Here is a 16,381-nt window from a genome sequence, read left to right as displayed (position 1 = left end):
GCCGCGTCAGGCCGCGACGATGTTGACCACCTTGCCCGGCACGATGATGACCTTGCGCACCGTCTGCCCTTCCAGGAACTTGGCGACGTTGCTCTCGGCCAGAGCGAGGGCTTCGATCGTCTCGCGCGGCGCGTCGACGGCAATTTCTATCGTGCCGCGAAGCTTGCCGTTCACCTGCACCGCCAGCGTCAGCGCATCGCGCGCCATCGCCGAAGCATCCGCCTGCGGGAACGGCACGTTCTCCAGCAGCGTTTCGGCATGGCCCAGCTTCTGCCACAGCGCATGGCTGGCGTGCGGGGTGATCGGATTGAGCATCAGCGCCATCGCCTCGAACGCCTGCTGGCGCAGCGCGCGCCCGTTCGGGCTGGCGTCGTCGAACTTGGAGACGTGGTTCAGCAGCTCCATCACCGCCGCGATCGCGGTATTGAAGCTGTGGCGGCGGCCGTAGTCGTCGCCGACCTTCTGGATCGCCTCGTGCAGCTGCCGCCGCAGCGTTTTCTGCGCGGCGGTCAGCGCGGCCGCATCCAAAGCCGGCGCCGCGCCATCGGCGGCGTGCCGCTCGATCTGGTTCCACAGCCGGCGCAGGAAGCGCGCCATGCCTTCCACGCCCGCTTCGTTCCACTCCAGCGACTGGTCCGGCGGCGCGGCGAACATCGAGAACAGGCGCACGGTGTCGGCGCCGTACTTGTCGACCATCAACTGCGGATCGACGCCGTTGTTCTTGGACTTGGACATCTTCTCGCTGCCGCCGATCGACAACGGCGAACCGTCGGCCTTGGCGTGCGCGCCGACGATGCGGCCGCGCTCGTCGCGTTCGATTTCGACGTCGGCCGGATTGACCCAATCCTTGCCGCCTTTGCCGTCGTCGCGATAGAAGGTTTCGGCGATCACCATGCCCTGGCACAGCAGGTTCCGCGCCGGTTCGTCGCTGTCCACCATGCCGGCGTCGCGCAGCAGCTTATGGTAGAAGCGGAAATACATCAGGTGCAGGATCGCGTGCTCGATGCCGCCGATGTACTGGTCCACCGGCAGCCAATATCGCGCGCGGCCGTCGATCATGTCGGCCGCGCCCGGCGAGGTGTAGCGGGCGTAGTACCAGCTGGACTCCATGAAGGTGTCGAAGGTATCGGTCTCGCGCTCGGCCGCCGCGCCGCATTGCGGGCAGGTCGTCTTGCGCCATTCCGGATCGGCCTTGATCGGCGACTGCACCGCGCCTTTGGCGAAGGCATCGGCCACGTCTTCCGGCAGCACGACCGGCAACTGGTCTTCCGGCACCGGCACCGCGTCGCAATTCGGGCAGTAGATCACCGGGATCGGGCAGCCCCAATAGCGCTGCCGCGAAACGCCCCAATCGCGCAGACGATAGTTGACGCGACGCACGCCGCGGCCTTCGGCCTCGAAACGCGCGGCCAGGGCGTCGAACGACTGCTGATAATCCATGCCGTCGAACTCGCCGGAATTCACCAGCCAGCCGCGCTCGGTCCAGGCGCTTTCTTCGGCGATCCGGCGCTGGAACTCCTCCACCACCTGCACCGCCGCGCCGGTGTCGTAGACGTCGATCGCGCCGCTTTCGCCCAGCGCGGCGCGCATCGGGTCGTCGTGGTTGGCCACGTGGCTGGAGATTTCCGCCAGCGCGTCGCGCACTTCGTCGGGCACGATCACCATCTTGATCGGCAGCTGATAGGTTTGGGCGAATTCCCAATCGCGCTGATCGTGGCCCGGCACCGCCATCACCGCGCCGGTGCCGTAGCCCATCAGCACGAAATTGGCGACGTAGATCGGCAGCTTTTCGCCGGTAATCGGATGGATCGCGCGCAAACCGGTGTCCATGCCGCGCTTGGTTTGCGTCTCCAGCTCGGCTTCGGATACGCCGCCCTTGCGCAACTCGGCGATGAACGCGGCCAAATCGGGGTCGCTATGCGCCGCATGCTGCGCTAACGGATGCTCGGCGGCGATCGAAAGGAAGGTGACGCCCATCAGCGTGTCGGGGCGCGTGGTGAATACGGCCAGCTTGTCCTCGCTGTCTTCGACGTCGAACGAGAGTTCCAAACCCTCGCTGCGGCCGATCCAGTTGCGCTGCATGGTCTTGACCGAATCCGGCCAACCCGGCAATGCATCCAAGCCGTCCAGCAGCTCCTGCGCGTAGTCGGTGATCTTCAGGAACCACTGCGGGATTTCGCGCTTCTCCACCACCGCGCCGCTGCGCCAGCCGCGACCGTCGATTACCTGCTCGTTGGCCAGCACGGTCTGGTCGACCGGATCCCAATTGACCACGCTGTTCTTGCGGTAGGCCAGGCCCTTCTTCATCAGCCGCACGAACATGCGCTGCTCGTGGACGTAGTACTCCGGCGTGCAAGTGGCGAACTCGCGGGTCCAGTCGATCGCGTAGCCCATCGTCTGCAACTGGGCGCGCATGTGTTCGATGTTGGCGTAGGTCCATTTCGCCGGCGCGGTCTTGTTCTTGATCGCGGCGTTCTCGGCGGGCAAGCCGAACGCGTCCCAGCCCATCGGCTGCAGCACGTTCTTGCCGGTCATGCGCTGGTAGCGGCTGATCACGTCGCCGATGGTGTAGTTGCGCACGTGGCCCATGTGCAGCGCGCCGGACGGATACGGCAGCATCGACAGGCAATAGAACTTCGGCCGCGGATCGTTTTCCTTGGCTTCGAACGCCCCGGTCCGGGCCCAGTAAGCCTGGGCGGCGGATTCGACGGCGGCGGGCTGGTAGGCCGGCTCGGGGGCGGAGTCTGGCAGGGCGGGCGCGTTCGACACGGGAAACATCGGCTGGACAGGACCGGCAAGCCTACCGCAGCGCACAAAAGGCGCCAACCGTAGGGTGGGCCTCGGCCCACCATCGCCATATCCGGTCCACGACGAACAATGAGCGGAGCCCGCACGCGCGACCATTTCGACGATACGTTCGTCGCGACGGCCGGATGGCAATGGTGGGCCAAGGCCCGCCCTACGCCCGAACTACCGAAACTGGAGCGTCCCGGCTACGCTCGGCGCATGAAAACCACCGCCGCCATCTTGATCTCCTTGGCCGTCCTGCCCGCCCAGGCCGCCGACACCGCGCTGCATTGCGAGCGCCTGTTCGACAGCCGCAGCGGCAAAGTGCTGGGCGAGCACACCGTGCTGGTCCGCGACGGCAAGGTCGCCGAAGTGATCCCCGGCCGCGCCAAGCTGGCCGAGGGCACGGACTCCATCGTCCTCGCCGGCCACACCTGCTTGCCCGGCTGGACCGACCTGCACGTCCATTTGGGTTCCCAGTCCAGTCCGCAGAGCTATTCGGAAGGCTTCCGCCTGGACGACGTCGATTTCGCCTTCCGCAGCGTCGGTTACGCGGAGAAGACGCTGCTGGCCGGCTTCACCAGCGTCCGCGACCTGGGCGGCGAAGTGGCGCCGCATCTGCGCGACGCTATCAACCAGGGCCTGGTGCGCGGGCCGCGCATCTTCGCCGCCGGCAAATCGATCGCCACCACCGGCGGCCACGCCGATCCCACCAACGGCTACAACTCCGAGCTGTCGCACTTGCTCGGCCCGCCCGGTCCGACCGAGGGCGTGATCAATTCGGTCGAAGACGCGCGCCAGGCCGTGCGCCAGCGCTACAAGGACGGCAGCGACGTGATCAAGATCACCGCCACCGGCGGCGTGCTGTCCTATGCGAAATCGGGCGATGCGCCGCAATTCACGGTGGAGGAAGTCAAGGCCATCGTCGATACCGCCAAGGACTACGGCTACAAGGTCGCCGCGCACGCGCACGGCGCCGAGGGCATGAAGCGCGCGGTGCTCGGCGGCGTCACCAGCATCGAACACGGCACGATGATGACCGACGAGATCATGTCCTTGATGAAGCAAAAGGGCACTTGGTACGTGCCGACGATCTACGCCGGCCGCTTCGTCGCGGACAAAGCCAAGATCGACGGCTATTTCCCGGAAATCGTGCGGCCGAAAGCGCAACGCATCGGCGCGCAGATCCAGCGGACCGCGGGCAACGCCTACAAAGCCGGCGTCAAGATCGCTTTCGGCACCGACATGGGCGTCGGCCCGCACGGCGACAACGCCCGCGAATTCGTCTACATGACCGAAGCCGGCATGCCCGCGGCCTACGCGTTGCAGGCCGCGACGATCCGCGCGGCCGAAGTGCTGGGCGTGGACGACCAGGGCGTCGTCGAGGCCGGCAAGCGCGCCGACATCATCGCCCTGCCCGGCGATCCGGTGGCCGACATCGGCAACGTCATGAAGGTCGACTTCGTGATGAAGGACGGCGTGGTCTACAAGCGCCCGACTCCGTAGCCTCGCGATTAAGGCCGAGTCCAAAAAGCGAACCCGTAGAGTCGAGCGTCAAGCGGATTCTCGGGATTGCGCGTAACCCGCCCAAACCAGCCACGCGAACCACAGAACAAACGCAATGCGATGCGCGATCGCGGCGGGCATCCACTCGGTTACGACCATCGCGAATGCGAGCACGCCGAGCGCCGCGAGCGCGCTGGCGGCGGACAATCCGCGCCACTTCGGCAACGAGCGCAGGCCGATCGCCAGCAAAGCGGCCCCGGGCACGAAGGCCAGCCACCACAGCATCCAAGCGACGCCGTGCAGCCGGCTCGCGGTCGATTCGAGATGCTCGGGATCCAAACGGAACAAGCCCTGCGCCGCGAAAGCCAGGCAAGACAGCAACGCCATCCACGCACCGATCCGCGCCATCCACCCGCCGGCATCGACGCGTTCGCGCAGCCGCCGGCACACCCAAGCCGCGAGCAAGCCCGGGATCAGGAAGCCGACGATGTCGAACGCCACCGCATGCGGTATGCCCTGCGCGCCGAGCAAGCCGAGCGGATGCACGCGGTGCGAATAGCCTTCGAGGCCGAGCGAAAAGAAGAAAGCGCTGGCGGCGAACGCCGCGCCCGCCAACAGGCCTGCGCGCGAAGCGGAGCGGCTCATGCCGGCCCCGGATGGAATGCGCCTGCGATATCGAACGCCATCGGCCTCGCCTGAAAATACATTTTGCAATCAAAAGCTTAGGCGGCCGCGATGTCAAATCCTTTCGGCATCATCTTGGATTCGCGCGGGACTGGCACAATCTCCCGCTGAACGAATTCCGGGATTCCCCATGTCCGCAGCCATCGACAAGCCGCACGTTTTCGACGTCACCACCGAGCGTTTCGAAGCCGAGGTCCTGCAGAAATCGCTGCAAACCCCGGTCCTGGTCGATTTCTGGGCCGATTGGTGCGGGCCGTGCAAGACCTTGGGGCCGATCCTGGAAAAGCTGGCGGGCGAGTACAACGGCGGCTTCGTCCTGGCGAAGGTCGACACCGAACGCGAGCAGCAGATCGCCGCGGCTTTCCAAATCCGCTCGATCCCGACCGTATTCCTGGTCCAGGGCGGGCAGCTGGTCGACGCTTTCCAAGGCGCGCTGCCGGAAGGCCAGGTGCGCGAGTTCCTGAAGCACCACGGCGTCGAACCGGTGCCGGCGAACGACGAAATCGCCGACGCCGCGCCCGCGGCCCCGGTCGATCCGCACGCCGAAACGATGCGGCTGCGCAAGGCGATCGAGGCCGAGCCCGACAAAGCCGAGCACAAGCTGGATCTGGCGCTCGCATTGCTGCAGACCGGCGCCGCGCACGAAGCCGAACAATTGCTCGATGCGTTGCCGGCCAACCTCTCCACCGACGACCGCGCGGTGAAAGCGCGCGCCCGGCTCGGTTTCGCCGGCCTGCTGCAGAATGCGCCGGTGCCCGAGGTCCTGGAAGCGGCGGTGGCGGCCGATCCCGGCGACTTGCGCGCGCGGCACCTGCTGGGCGTGCACCGCTTGGTCGGCGGACAGTCGGAAGCGGCGTTGGAGCAATTCCTGGAAATGCTGCGGCGCGACCGCGCTTACGAGGACGGGTTGGCGAAAAAGAGCTTGATCGATGCGTTCCGGGTGATCGACGACGAGGACCTGGTCGGCCGTTACCGCCGCAAGATGTCGTCGCTACTTTTGGTGTGACTGCAACGAGAAGGGCCGGAGTCCGCCGATCGCGCTTGTAGAGTCGAGCCTGCTCGACTCTACGGAACTGATATCGTGGAAAACGGAGACGCTGTTTGAAAGCCAGCACCTTGCGCAGCATCCTCAACCTGTGGCCGCCCTTCCTCTTCTCCGGCATCCGCGTCGTCGAATTCTCCGCCGACTGGCGCCATGCCCGCGTCGAGTTGCGCATGCGTCCTTGGAACCGCAATTACGTCGGCACCCATTTCGGCGGCAGCCTGTTCGCGATGACCGATCCTTTCTGGATGATCATGGTCAAGGAAAGCCTGGGGCGCGGCTATAGGGTTTGGGACAAGGCCGGCGAGATCGAATTCGTGAAGCCCGGCCGCGGCACCGTCGCCGCGGCGTTCTCGCTGCAGGAAGCCGCGCTGGACGAAATGCGCGCGGCCGCCGCGAACGGCGACAAAGTCCTGCGCTGGTTCGAAGTCGCCGTAACCGACGCGCAAGGCGAAACCGTCGCCCGCGTGCGCAAGCAAATCTACGTGCGGCGCAAGCGCGAATCGCAGGCCGGCGACGACGCTTAGCGCTTCTTGGCGAAACGCAGCCTGCCCAGGTTTTCGCCCACGAAATCGAAACCGACGACCTCGCCGCCGTCCTCGACGAACTGGACGGTTCCCATGTCCCCGGTGAACCTATCGGAATAGGCCGGATGCGGCGTCAGCACCGCATCGCCGCGGCGGAAGTGGCGCATGGACAATTTGCCGTCCTTCGCTTCCACCCGGTACTGCGCGGCCAGGTCGTCGTTGTAATAGGTGCCGGCATACGCTTCCAGCGCGCCGGGCACGAACGGCTCGACCTGTTCGCCTTCGCCCGACCGGAACACGAGCACAGGCGCGCCGTTCTTCTTCGAAAAATAAATCGGCGCACGGTAGGCCGGCACCCAGAACTCGGTATCGGATTTCGCCTCGGCGGGCACCTTTTCTTCGCCCAGGTATTGCGACATCAGCCGATCGCCCTCGACGCTGATCACGATCGCATCGTCTTTCCAGCGATAAAGGCCCGCATAACCGCGCAAAAGCGCCGGCGCGGGCTTCACCGTCGGAACGTCCCGCAGCGAGGCGGCCTTGCCCGGCGGCCCTGCTCCCTCGCCGAGGAACAGCGCGGCCACCTGCGGCACTTTCTTGGGATTCATGTCGTTGTCGCCGGCATTGTTCAATGCGACCACCGAAAGATGCCGCGCGGGATACAGGCGGATATTGGCGCGATAACCGCCCCAGGCGCCGGTGTGGAAGACGATGTCCAGGCCGCGATCCTTGTCCAGCATCAGGCCGAAGCCGTAAGGCACTTTCCCGCCGTCGGCCAGCGCTCCGGGTTCGGTCATCCGCAGGTATACGGGATCCTTCGCGGCGAGCCTGCGGTCGAAATGGATCGCCCAGCGAGTCAGATCGCGCAGCGTGGACAACATGTACACGCCGCTGTCCTGCTGCAGATCGCGGCGAAAGACGCCGCCTCCGCGCGAATAAGGCATCGCCGCGTTCCGGACGATCTTGGAATAGTCGTCGACGAAATACGTCGAATCCATCCCGATCGGGCGAAAGATGTTCTCCTTCGTCCATTGCGGAAACGGCTGGCCGCCCGCCGCGGCGACGATCGCCTGCAGCAACCGGTATTCGGTGTTGCTGTAGGCGTAGCGCGTGCCGGGCGCGAAGGCCAACCCTTTCTGCGCGATTGCGGTGCGCATGCAATCGTCGGCGGTGAAGGCGTCGTCCCAACGCCATCCGGCGGCGACCAGCACTGCGTAGCAGTCGCGGATGCCGCTGGTGTGGTGCAGCAACTGCCGCACGGTGACCTTGCCTTCCGCGTACTGCGGCAACTCGGGCAAGTATTTGCGGATGTCGTCGTCCAATCCGACCTTGCCCTGCTGCACCAGGATCGATACGGCCAGGCCGGCGAACTGCTTGGACAGCGATGCGGTGTTGAACGGCGTCGACGGCGTGAACGGCGCGCCGTATTCCACGCTGGCCAGACCGTAAGTCTTTTCGAAGACCACCTTCCCATCCAGGGCGACTGCGACGGCATAGCCGGGCGCATCGCCGCTATCGGCGTTCGCGAAGATCGCCGCGATCTTCGCCGCCGTCGCGGGCTCCTGCGCGGCGCAGGCGCCGGCCGCAAACAGCGAGAGGAATGCGATGATGCGATTTGCCTTCGTCATGATTCCCGCCTGGTTGGACCTGCACCATTGCCTTCCGCTCGCGCCGAACCTGAACAATGTGAACAGCCGCGCGAACGCCGGACCCCGGTCCGGCGCTCCCAAGCACAGATGCGCAATCGGTCACAAAGGTTGAACCGAGCCCGTCTGCGCTCCGCCCAAAACGACCGTCGCGGGCCATGTACGGCGCTATTGAGGACCCCGAACGGTCGCCAAGACACGGCTTGCGGGCGCTATGCTGGCCGCGGATCCGGGGGGAACCATGTCCATCCAATCGCCTGAACGGCCGGAGAGCCGGGCCGAGACGTTGCCGGAGATCGCCGGATACACGGTGCTGCGGGCGATCGGCCATGGCGGGATGTCGACCGTCTACCTGGCCGAACAGACCGCGCTGGGCCGCGAAGTGGCGGTCAAGGTGATGCTGCCCGAAGCGCTGGCCGACGAAGTGAGCCGGCGCCGGTTCGAGAACGAGGTGCGCACCATCGCGCGGCTCGAGCATCCGCACATCGTCGGCATCTTCGAGGTCGGACGCAGCCGCGACGGCCTGCCCTACTACGCGATGCCTTACCTGGCGCGCGGGCATCTGGGCCAATGCGACTTCACCCAGGACGAGAGCCGCGTCGCCTCTACTTTGCGCGCGCTGTTGTCGGCGCTGGACTACGCCCATGCCCGCGGCGTCATCCATCGCGACGTGAAAGCCGAGAACGTGTTGTTCGACGAAGCCAATCGGCCGCTGCTCGCCGATTTCGGCATCGCCTTGCGCCACGGTTACAGCCCGCGCGTGACGATGGCGGGCCTGGCCGTCGGCAGCACCGCCTACATGGCGCCCGAACAGGCGCGCGGCGAGAACGTCGACCATCGCGCCGATCTCTACAGCGTCGGCGTGCTCGCCTACGAAATGCTCGCCGGGCGCCTGCCTTACATCGCCGACGACGCGTTGGCGATGGCGATGCAGCACGTGCAGGATCCCATTCCGCGCTTGCCGCGCGAGCGGCGCCATTGGCAGCGGTTGATCGACAAATCGATGGCCAAGACCGCGGGCCTGCGCTATCGCAATGCGCAGCAGATGCTCGATGCGTTGCAGAAGATCGAGCGCAAACGCCAGTCCGCGGGATTCGCGCTGAGCCGGCGCATCGGCGATTTCTTCGCCGGACTGCGGCGCTGGCCGCGCGGCGTGTGGATCGGCGCCGCCTTAGCCGCCGCCGCGCTGGCGGGCGTCGGTCTGCGCCAACTCGACCGCAAGCAGGAACCCACCATCTCGGCCACGAGTCCGGGGCCCGCAGCTGCACCTGCGCCTGCGGCGCCCACGCCGATCGCGCCCATCGATCCGACCGACGCGATGCTGCGGCCGCCGCCCGAATCCCCGGCCGAACGCTGGATGCGCGATGCCGAACGGCAAACCGCCGCCCGCAACCTGACCGCGCCGAAGGACGGCAACGCCTACGACAGCCTGCTCGCCGCTTGGCGCGCGGATTCCGACCACGCCCGGCTTCCGGCCGCGGTGGACGCATTGATCGACGCGACCTCGCTGCAGATACAGCAACGTTTGAAGGAAGGCAATGCGGAACGCGTGCGGGATTACCTGACCCACGCCGACCGTCTCGCGCGCGATACGCGGCGCGCTAACTCGCCCGCGCTCAAACGCCTGCATGCCGCGCTCGAGCGCGGACTGCGCGAACGGATCGACGAAGCGGCGAAAAGCGGCGACCGCATGGCCGCGGTGGCGACGGCGGAACTCGCGGCGAAGGTTCTGGACGACAAAACCGCCGCGACCGGCTTGATGAAGACCGCGCTGGCCGTCGTCGGAACGCCGCGCGACGCCAGCTTGCAGTTCTTGCACAGCGGCGGACGCGTCGTCGCCATCGGCCGGAGCGAAGTCTCGCGCGCCGACTATGCGCGCTTCGCCGGCGCGACCGGACGCGCGCCGGCGCTATGCCGCGAACGCGCCTCGCTGCTGCGCGTGCTGTCTCCGCGCGATTGGACTTCGCCCGGCTTCGAGCAGAACGACGCGCAAGCCGTGGTCTGCGTGTCCTGGCAGGATGCGGAAGCCTATCTGCGATGGCTCGGCCAGCGCGACGGCCGGCGCTATCGTTTGCCCACCGCCGCCGAAGCCAAGCAGATCGCGGCGGCGACCGAGAGCAAGCCGGTGGCCGAATGGCTGGCCGATTGCGAACAGGGCTGCCGCCGCCGATTGGCGCAAGGCAAATCCTGGCGCGGCGCGGCGGATTCGCGGCCTTTGGATCCCAGCCGCGGCTACGACGACGTCGGTTTCCGGCTGGTGCGCGATCCCTGAGCCGTTATCCGGCATGCGTCGCCGCTGGAAGTTGCCGTTAGAATCGGCCCATGCCATCGACCGCCACCGCAGGCAAACGCCTGCAACGCTTGTTCCTCACCGGACTGCTGACCCTGCTGCCGATTTGGCTGACTTGGGTGGTGGTGAAGTTCGTGTTCGTGCTGCTCAGCGATTTGAGCAAGCCTTGGGTGCAGCCGCTGGCGCGGCAAATCGCATCGAGCGATCCGCGCATGCTGGGTTGGTTCGACGAACCTTGGGTGCAAACCGCGATCGCCTTGCTGGCCACGCTGATAGTGATCCTGGCGGTCGGCTGGCTGGCGCGGCGCGTGGTCGGCCAACGCCTGCTGCGCTGGTTCGAAGCGGTGATCGCGCGCATTCCGCTGGCCAGCACCATCTACGGCAGCGCGCGCAAGCTGCTCGACATCCTGCAGACCCAGCCCGACGGCACCCAGCGCGTGGTGCTGATCGACTTTCCGCACAACGAGATGAAGTCGATCGGTTTCGTCACCCGGGTCGTGCGCGAACAAGGCACCGGCCGCGAACTGGCCGCGGTGTACGTGCCGACCACGCCCAATCCGACGTCCGGCTATTTGGAGATCGTGCCCGTGGAGAAGATGACGCCGACCGACTGGACCGTGGACCAGGCGATGAGCTTCATCATCTCAGGCGGCGCGGTGTCGCCGGACACCATCCCGTTCGCCCCGCCGGCACCGCAGAAGTGACCACGCGTCCGCTCGAGGACCGCGCGACGCGGTTGTTCATCCTGTTGGCGGCGTTTTTCTGCGTCAACGCCGTGCTGGCCGAGTTCATCGGCGTCAAAATCTTCGCGCTGGAAGACACGCTGGGATTGAAGCCGTTCGAATGGAATTTGTTCGGCCAGACCGGCTCGTTGAACTTCACCGCCGGCACCCTGCTGTGGCCGATCGTGTTCATCATGACCGATACGGTCAACGAGTATTACGGCCGCCGCGGCGTGCGCTTCATCAGCTGGCTCGCGGCGGGGCTGATCGTGTACGGCTTCGCGTTCGCGTTCGTCGCGATCCATCTGGCGCCCGCCTCTTGGTGGGTCGGCGTGGCCAAAGACCAAGGCGTGCCGGATTACCAGGCCGCGTTCGCGGCGGTGTTCGGACAAGGACTGTGGACGATCTGGGGTTCGCTGATCGCCTTCATCATCGGTCAGCTGATCGACGTGTCGGTGTTCCACCGCATCCGCCGCGCTACCGGCGAGCGCCATGCTTGGCTACGCGCGACCGGCTCTACGGCGGTGTCGCAGCTGATCGACAGCTTCGTGGTGCTGTACATCGCTTTCGTGATCGGCCCGCAGCATTGGCCGACTTCGCTGTTCCTGGCGGTGGGCAGCTTGAACTACCTCTACAAAATGGCGGCGGCGATCGCGCTGATTCCGCTGCTCTATTTGGCGCGGGCGGCGATCCACCGCTATCTGGGCCACGCGCGCGCGGCCGAATTGCGCGAACACGCGGCGGGCGCCTGATCTTCCTGTGGGAGCGGCTTCAGCCGCGAGCTCTTCGGCCGCGGCGCGATCATGCGAAAAGCTCGCGGCTGAAGCCGCTCCCACAAAAGATCGACCTTCGTTCGCTAAAAAAGAAGGGAGCCGAATGGCTCCCTTTTTCAATGCGATGCCTCACGGCAAGGCCACATGGCGGACCGGTGAAGCCAGGCGCCGGGCTGCGTAGGGGAAGTACGCGAACCCGGCGCCCCCGGCCGTCATGTTGTTCTAGTCGCCGGTGTTCGACCGGCGCATTCGCGGCGCGGCGCGATGGTGTCGTCGCGTCTGCCGCATTCGTTCCGCGCCGCGTGGGCGACGCGGAACGGGATCACTTGCGGGAGATCGCACGCAGCGACACCTCCACTCTCCGATTCGGCGCCAAACAGGCGATCAGCTGCGCGCGCGGCGCGTCGGCGCATTCGGCGACCGGCTCGCGCTCGCCGCGCCCTTCGCTGGCGACCGCAGCGGACGGGATGCCCTTGCCGATCAGATAAGCGGCAACCGCGTCGGCGCGTCGGCGCGAGAGCGCTTCGTTGGCGGCACCGTCGCCGATCCGGTCGGTATGCCCGACGATGCGCACTTGCTCCACGCCTGCGCCGGCTTCGGCCGCGATGCGGTCGAGCGCTTTGCGGCCCTCGTTGGAGAGTTCCGCGCTCGCGAAGGCGAACGAAGCGTCGGCCGAAAGCGAAACGACGCGTTCTTCGACGATCTCGCGCTTCGGCGGATCCTTCGCCAGCAACGCCGCGCAACTCTGCGGCAACCAGGCGGTGGCGCTTGCGCGCTGCGCGTCGTCGAACGAAATCTTAAACTGGCACACCGAAGTATCCGAACCCGGACCCGGCAGGTGGAACAGGTAATTCCACTCGCGCACGCCGAACACGCCTTCGTGGAAATGCGGGCGGCCGAGCAGATGGTAGAGCTGATCCTTGCTCATGCCGGGCGCGACGGCGCGCAGATTGTCGAGATTGGGATAAATACCGCCGGCCAGCGTCGCCGACGCCGGATCCGGGAAGCCGTCGGACGGGTGCGATCCCGTACTGGCGCAGGCAGCCAATCCCATCGCTGCGGCGAGCAGCATCCCTGCGCCCGCCCACTGTCGTTCCATGCTGTGCATACGCCCGATTCCCCCTGTGCGGTCCTTCGTCCCTGTCTCGCGTTGCGCGGCAGCCCCCTGCGGCCGCGCAAAGCGGACGATTACCATTGCAATCCGGCGCCAACCGTCACGCCGACTTCCTTCACCGTGTTGGTGGTGCCGCTGAACTTGTAGATCCAGCGTCCGTTCTCGGAGATCGTGGTGATGCCGATCGCCAGCGCGGCCTCCTGCTTGTAGCCGCTGGCCGCCATCGCGACCATGCTCTTACCCGGCATATAGGCCTGCGGCAAGCCGGCCACGGCCAGCGCCGACGCGGTCGCGGCGCGGTAGCCGCGATCGATCTCCCAAATGTCGTCGCGCATCTCGTTGATGCGGTTGTCGACATAGGTGTTGGATTGGGTGATCGCGTTCTGGATGCTGGTGTTCAACTGGCCGACGTTGACCGCATCGGTGGTCTGCACGCCCGCGGCGACGTTGGTGATCTGGCGCGTATTGCCTGCGCCGCCGACCGAAACCGTGTTGGCGCGGTCCGCCACCGAGCCCTGGCCCAGCGCGACCGAATTCGTCGCCGTTGCCGAACTGCCTTGGCCCACTGCCGTGCCCGACGCCGCCGATACCGCGGCGCCCTCGCCCATCGCCACGGCATTGGTCGCCGCGGCGCCGATCGCCACGTTGGCGCCGACGCCGGTGCTGCCGTCGGCCGATACGCGGGCGTTGCCGCCGATCGCGGTGTCGTTGTCGCCGGCCGCGAAGCTGCCGCCGCCGACCGCCACGCCGTGATCGCCGCCGCTTTCCGCGTTCGAACCGATCGCGACGCTGCCCGAACCCGACGCCACCGTCGCATCGTCGCTGCCGTCGCGCACGCCGTCGACCGCGACCAGCGGATCGCCGACGCTGGCCGGCGGCAGGTTGTCGACGCGGTCGTTCACGTCGTCCAAGCCTTGGTTCAAAGCCGACAGCGCGTCGCCGACGTTGTTGTACGTATTGCCTTGGATGAAATAGCTCGGCGGCGTCCAGCCGCCGGCCGGACCGACGCTCGCGCCGCCGCCGAAGATATTGGCGATGGTCGTTTGCGCCGAGAACAATTGCGATCCGTTCACCGCATCCAGGCTGGCGGCGGTCACCGCGCCCGCCGCGACGTTGCCCAGCACGGTGCCCGTGCCGGCCGGGCCGCGCAACGTGACGTTGCCGTAGTCCGGATTGCCGCTGCCGTCGTCGTCGTACTGCACCGCGAAGGCGTTGCCGCCGCTGACGTTGCCGTCCAACGCGGTCAACGCGTCGCCGACGTTGTGGTAGGTGTTGCCGCCGATCACGTAATTCGGCGCGGTGAAGATGCCGCCGGCGTTGTAGGTCGTGCCGCCGCCGAACAAGCTTGCAGTGGCGCTGCCCAGCGCGAACAGCTGGCCGCCGTTGACGGCCTGCAGGCTACCCGCGGCGATCTGCCCTGCGGCGAGGTTGTCGAGCACGGTGCCGGTGCCGGCCGGGCCGCGCAACGTGATGTTGCCGTAATCCGGATTGCCCGCGCCGTCGTCGTCGTAATGCACGGCGAAGGCGTCGCTGTCGCTGAGCCCGCCGTCCAACGCGCTGAGCGCGTCGCCGACGTTGGTGTAGCTGTTGCCGCCGATGATGTAGTTCGGCGCGGTGAACGTGCCGCCGGCGTTGAACGTGGTGCCGCCGCCGAACAGATTCGCCACCGACGTGCCGATGCCGAAGATCTGTCCGCCGTTGACGCCCTGCAAACTGCCGGCGGCGATTTGCCCCGCGGCGAGGTTGTCGAGCACGGTGCCGGTGCCGGCCGGGCCGCGCAACGTGATGTTGCCGTAATCCGGATTGCCCGCGCCGTCGTCGTCGTACTGCACCGCGAACGCATCGGCTTCGGCCAAACCGGTGTCGATCGCGGCCAGCGCCGAACCGACGTTGTTATAGCCGTTGCCGTCGATGACGTAGTTCGGCGCACTGACGGTTCCGTCCGGCGCCACGCCCGCGCCAGCGCCCAGGTGTTGCGCGTTGGACTGGCTGATCGCGAAGATCTGGCTGCCGTTGATCGCTTCGGTGCTGGCCGGCGCGATGACGCCGGCGCGCACGTTCGAAATCGTGGTGCCGCCCGCGCCCTGCAAGGTGACGCTTTGCAGGTTCGGCGAACCGCCCAGATCGTCGTACTTCACCGCGAACGGATCGGCCGCCATAGTCGCCAATGCGCCCTGCAGCTGGGCGAGATTCACCGCATCGCTGCCGACGCTGCCCGCCGCGACGTTGGTCAGCTTGCGGGTCGCCCCGGCCGCGCCGATGGAGACTTCGCCCGAAGAGTTTTGCGGCGCCGCGAGCCCGAACGCGATATAGCCGGTCTGCGCGCCAACGGCGGTCGAGGAACCGGCGCCCAGCGATACGCTGTTGGCATGCGTCGATGTCGCGCCGAAACCGAGGATGGTCTGACGGTCGGCGTTGCCGAAGCTGTTGTCGCCGATCACCACCGAATTGCCCAACCGCGCTGCGTAATTGGTGTCCGGTCCGCCGGGGAAGCCGGCCTGCGCGGCGGTAATGGTCGGCAGCTGGTGCCGCGCATTGGTGCCCATCACGATGGTGTTGGAGCCGTTGGCGTAGCTGCCGTCGCCGATGATCACCTGGTTGTTCTGTGCCGCGTTGGTCTGCCACGTGCAAGCCAGGCCGATGATCACGCAGCTGGCGTTGTTGTTGTTGCCGAAATAGTTGCTGTCCTGGAACTGGATGTAGCTGTCCGAATGCACGCTGCCGATCAGGGTCAGGTGGTTGGCGGGCTGATTGCCGTCCAGGTCCAGCACGTTCGGCGCCTGGATCAGATTCAAGATCAGACTCAGGTACGAATAGTTGAAATTGGCGCGGTCGATGGTTAGGCAGCCCGAACCCAACAGGCCGCACGCCTGATAGTCGTTGCCGAGCAGCCAATCGTTGAGGTACTGCACCAAGCCCGGCAGGGTGTTGTTGGTCGCCGGTGGCGGTTCGATCACGCTCATCGGCGACATGCCGCCGCCGGCTAGCGAAAACATCGAAAAATCGGGCGGAGGCAGCAGGTACGGTTCGCTCGGCACGAAGGCCGGCGCCAAGGCCTGCGCTTCTTCGCTGTCCTCTTCGGTATCGGCGACCGATTTCGTCGTTGCGTCCTGCTGGACCGTTTCTTCTTCGGCCGGTGGCGCCGTTTGCGCCCAGGCGCCGGCCATCGGCAATGCCAGCGCGGCCGCCAGCAAGTTCGCGCGCAGGGCGCGGAGCTTCACATCGCTGCTCATGGTTTTCCCCCGTCAGTCCCTGGATGGAACGGGCGATAGCGGAGCGGCCGTAGCTGC

Annotated in this window: 11 protein-coding genes; 6 read left to right on the top strand and 5 right to left on the bottom strand. The window is 66.6% G+C overall.

The annotated features are described in order from the left end of the window. Window positions 1-6: 6 nt before the first annotated feature. Window positions 7-2,751 carry a leucine--tRNA ligase gene (gene leuS / locus FCE95_RS17450; RefSeq protein WP_425481286.1) on the bottom strand — a complete coding sequence of 915 codons (2,745 nt, stop codon included), beginning with the start codon at window positions 2,749-2,751 and terminating at the stop codon, window positions 7-9. Between the two features lie 255 nt (window positions 2,752-3,006). Between leuS and FCE95_RS00210 the strand changes: the two genes are divergently transcribed. After that, complete coding sequence (locus tag FCE95_RS00210; protein ID WP_137265004.1) at window positions 3,007-4,293, top strand: metal-dependent hydrolase family protein; 1,287 nt, start codon at window positions 3,007-3,009, stop codon at window positions 4,291-4,293. Between the two features lie 48 nt (window positions 4,294-4,341). On the opposite strand, the gene FCE95_RS00205 is transcribed toward FCE95_RS00210, so the two are convergent. Next, window positions 4,342-4,938, bottom strand: coding sequence for a DUF998 domain-containing protein (locus FCE95_RS00205; protein ID WP_137265003.1), 597 nt, complete (start codon window positions 4,936-4,938; stop codon window positions 4,342-4,344). Between the two features lie 169 nt (window positions 4,939-5,107). Here FCE95_RS00205 and trxA point away from each other — a divergent pair, with 169 nt between their 5' ends. Next, window positions 5,108-5,983, top strand: coding sequence for a thioredoxin (trxA, locus tag FCE95_RS00200; RefSeq protein WP_137265002.1), 876 nt, complete (start codon window positions 5,108-5,110; stop codon window positions 5,981-5,983). Window positions 5,984-6,078: 95 nt separating this feature from the next. Beyond that, window positions 6,079-6,546: a DUF4442 domain-containing protein gene (locus FCE95_RS00195; protein WP_137265001.1), complete on the top strand. Its 468-nt coding sequence runs from the start codon at window positions 6,079-6,081 to the stop codon at window positions 6,544-6,546. Here FCE95_RS00195 and FCE95_RS00190 read toward each other — a convergent pair. Then, window positions 6,543-8,174 carry a serine hydrolase domain-containing protein gene (locus tag FCE95_RS00190; RefSeq protein WP_137265000.1) on the bottom strand — a complete coding sequence of 544 codons (1,632 nt, stop codon included), beginning with the start codon at window positions 8,172-8,174 and terminating at the stop codon, window positions 6,543-6,545. The genes FCE95_RS00195 and FCE95_RS00190 overlap by 4 nt on opposite strands. A gap of 259 nt (window positions 8,175-8,433) precedes the next feature. On the opposite strand from FCE95_RS00190, the gene FCE95_RS00185 reads away from it, so the two are divergent. The 3 genes from FCE95_RS00185 to FCE95_RS00175 are packed head-to-tail and all read left to right on the top strand — an operon-like array spanning window position 8,434 to window position 11,956. Next, the gene (locus FCE95_RS00185; RefSeq protein ID WP_189644594.1) at window positions 8,434-10,464 is read left to right on the top strand and encodes a bifunctional serine/threonine-protein kinase/formylglycine-generating enzyme family protein; all 2,031 of its coding nucleotides are present in this window, start codon (window positions 8,434-8,436) and stop codon (window positions 10,462-10,464) included. Between the two features lie 50 nt (window positions 10,465-10,514). Next, window positions 10,515-11,186 carry a DUF502 domain-containing protein gene (locus tag FCE95_RS00180; RefSeq protein ID WP_137264998.1) on the top strand — a complete coding sequence of 224 codons (672 nt, stop codon included), beginning with the start codon at window positions 10,515-10,517 and terminating at the stop codon, window positions 11,184-11,186. Further along, window positions 11,183-11,956, top strand: a complete 774-nt coding sequence (locus FCE95_RS00175; protein WP_137264997.1) for a queuosine precursor transporter — start codon at window positions 11,183-11,185, stop codon at window positions 11,954-11,956. Before FCE95_RS00180 ends, FCE95_RS00175 begins: the two co-directional genes overlap by 4 nt. 343 nt (window positions 11,957-12,299) lie before the next feature. Here the strand turns inward: FCE95_RS00175 and FCE95_RS00170 are convergent, their stop codons facing one another. Together FCE95_RS00170 and FCE95_RS00165 are read right to left on the bottom strand one after the other, a co-directional pair. Further along, a complete protein-coding gene (locus tag FCE95_RS00170) occupies window positions 12,300-13,076 on the bottom strand; it encodes an OmpA family protein (RefSeq protein ID WP_137264996.1) in 777 nt (258 codons plus the stop codon). An 89-nt stretch (window positions 13,077-13,165) separates the two neighbouring features. Beyond that, complete coding sequence (locus tag FCE95_RS00165; RefSeq protein WP_137264995.1) at window positions 13,166-16,324, bottom strand: YadA family autotransporter adhesin; 3,159 nt, start codon at window positions 16,322-16,324, stop codon at window positions 13,166-13,168. Between the last annotated feature and the right edge of the window lie 57 nt (window positions 16,325-16,381).

Source organism: Luteimonas gilva (genome assembly GCF_005239095.1).
In the GTDB taxonomy this organism is placed as follows: Bacteria; Pseudomonadota; Gammaproteobacteria; order Xanthomonadales; family Xanthomonadaceae; genus Luteimonas_C; species Luteimonas_C gilva.
This window is presented reverse-complemented; position numbering and strand designations above follow the sequence as displayed.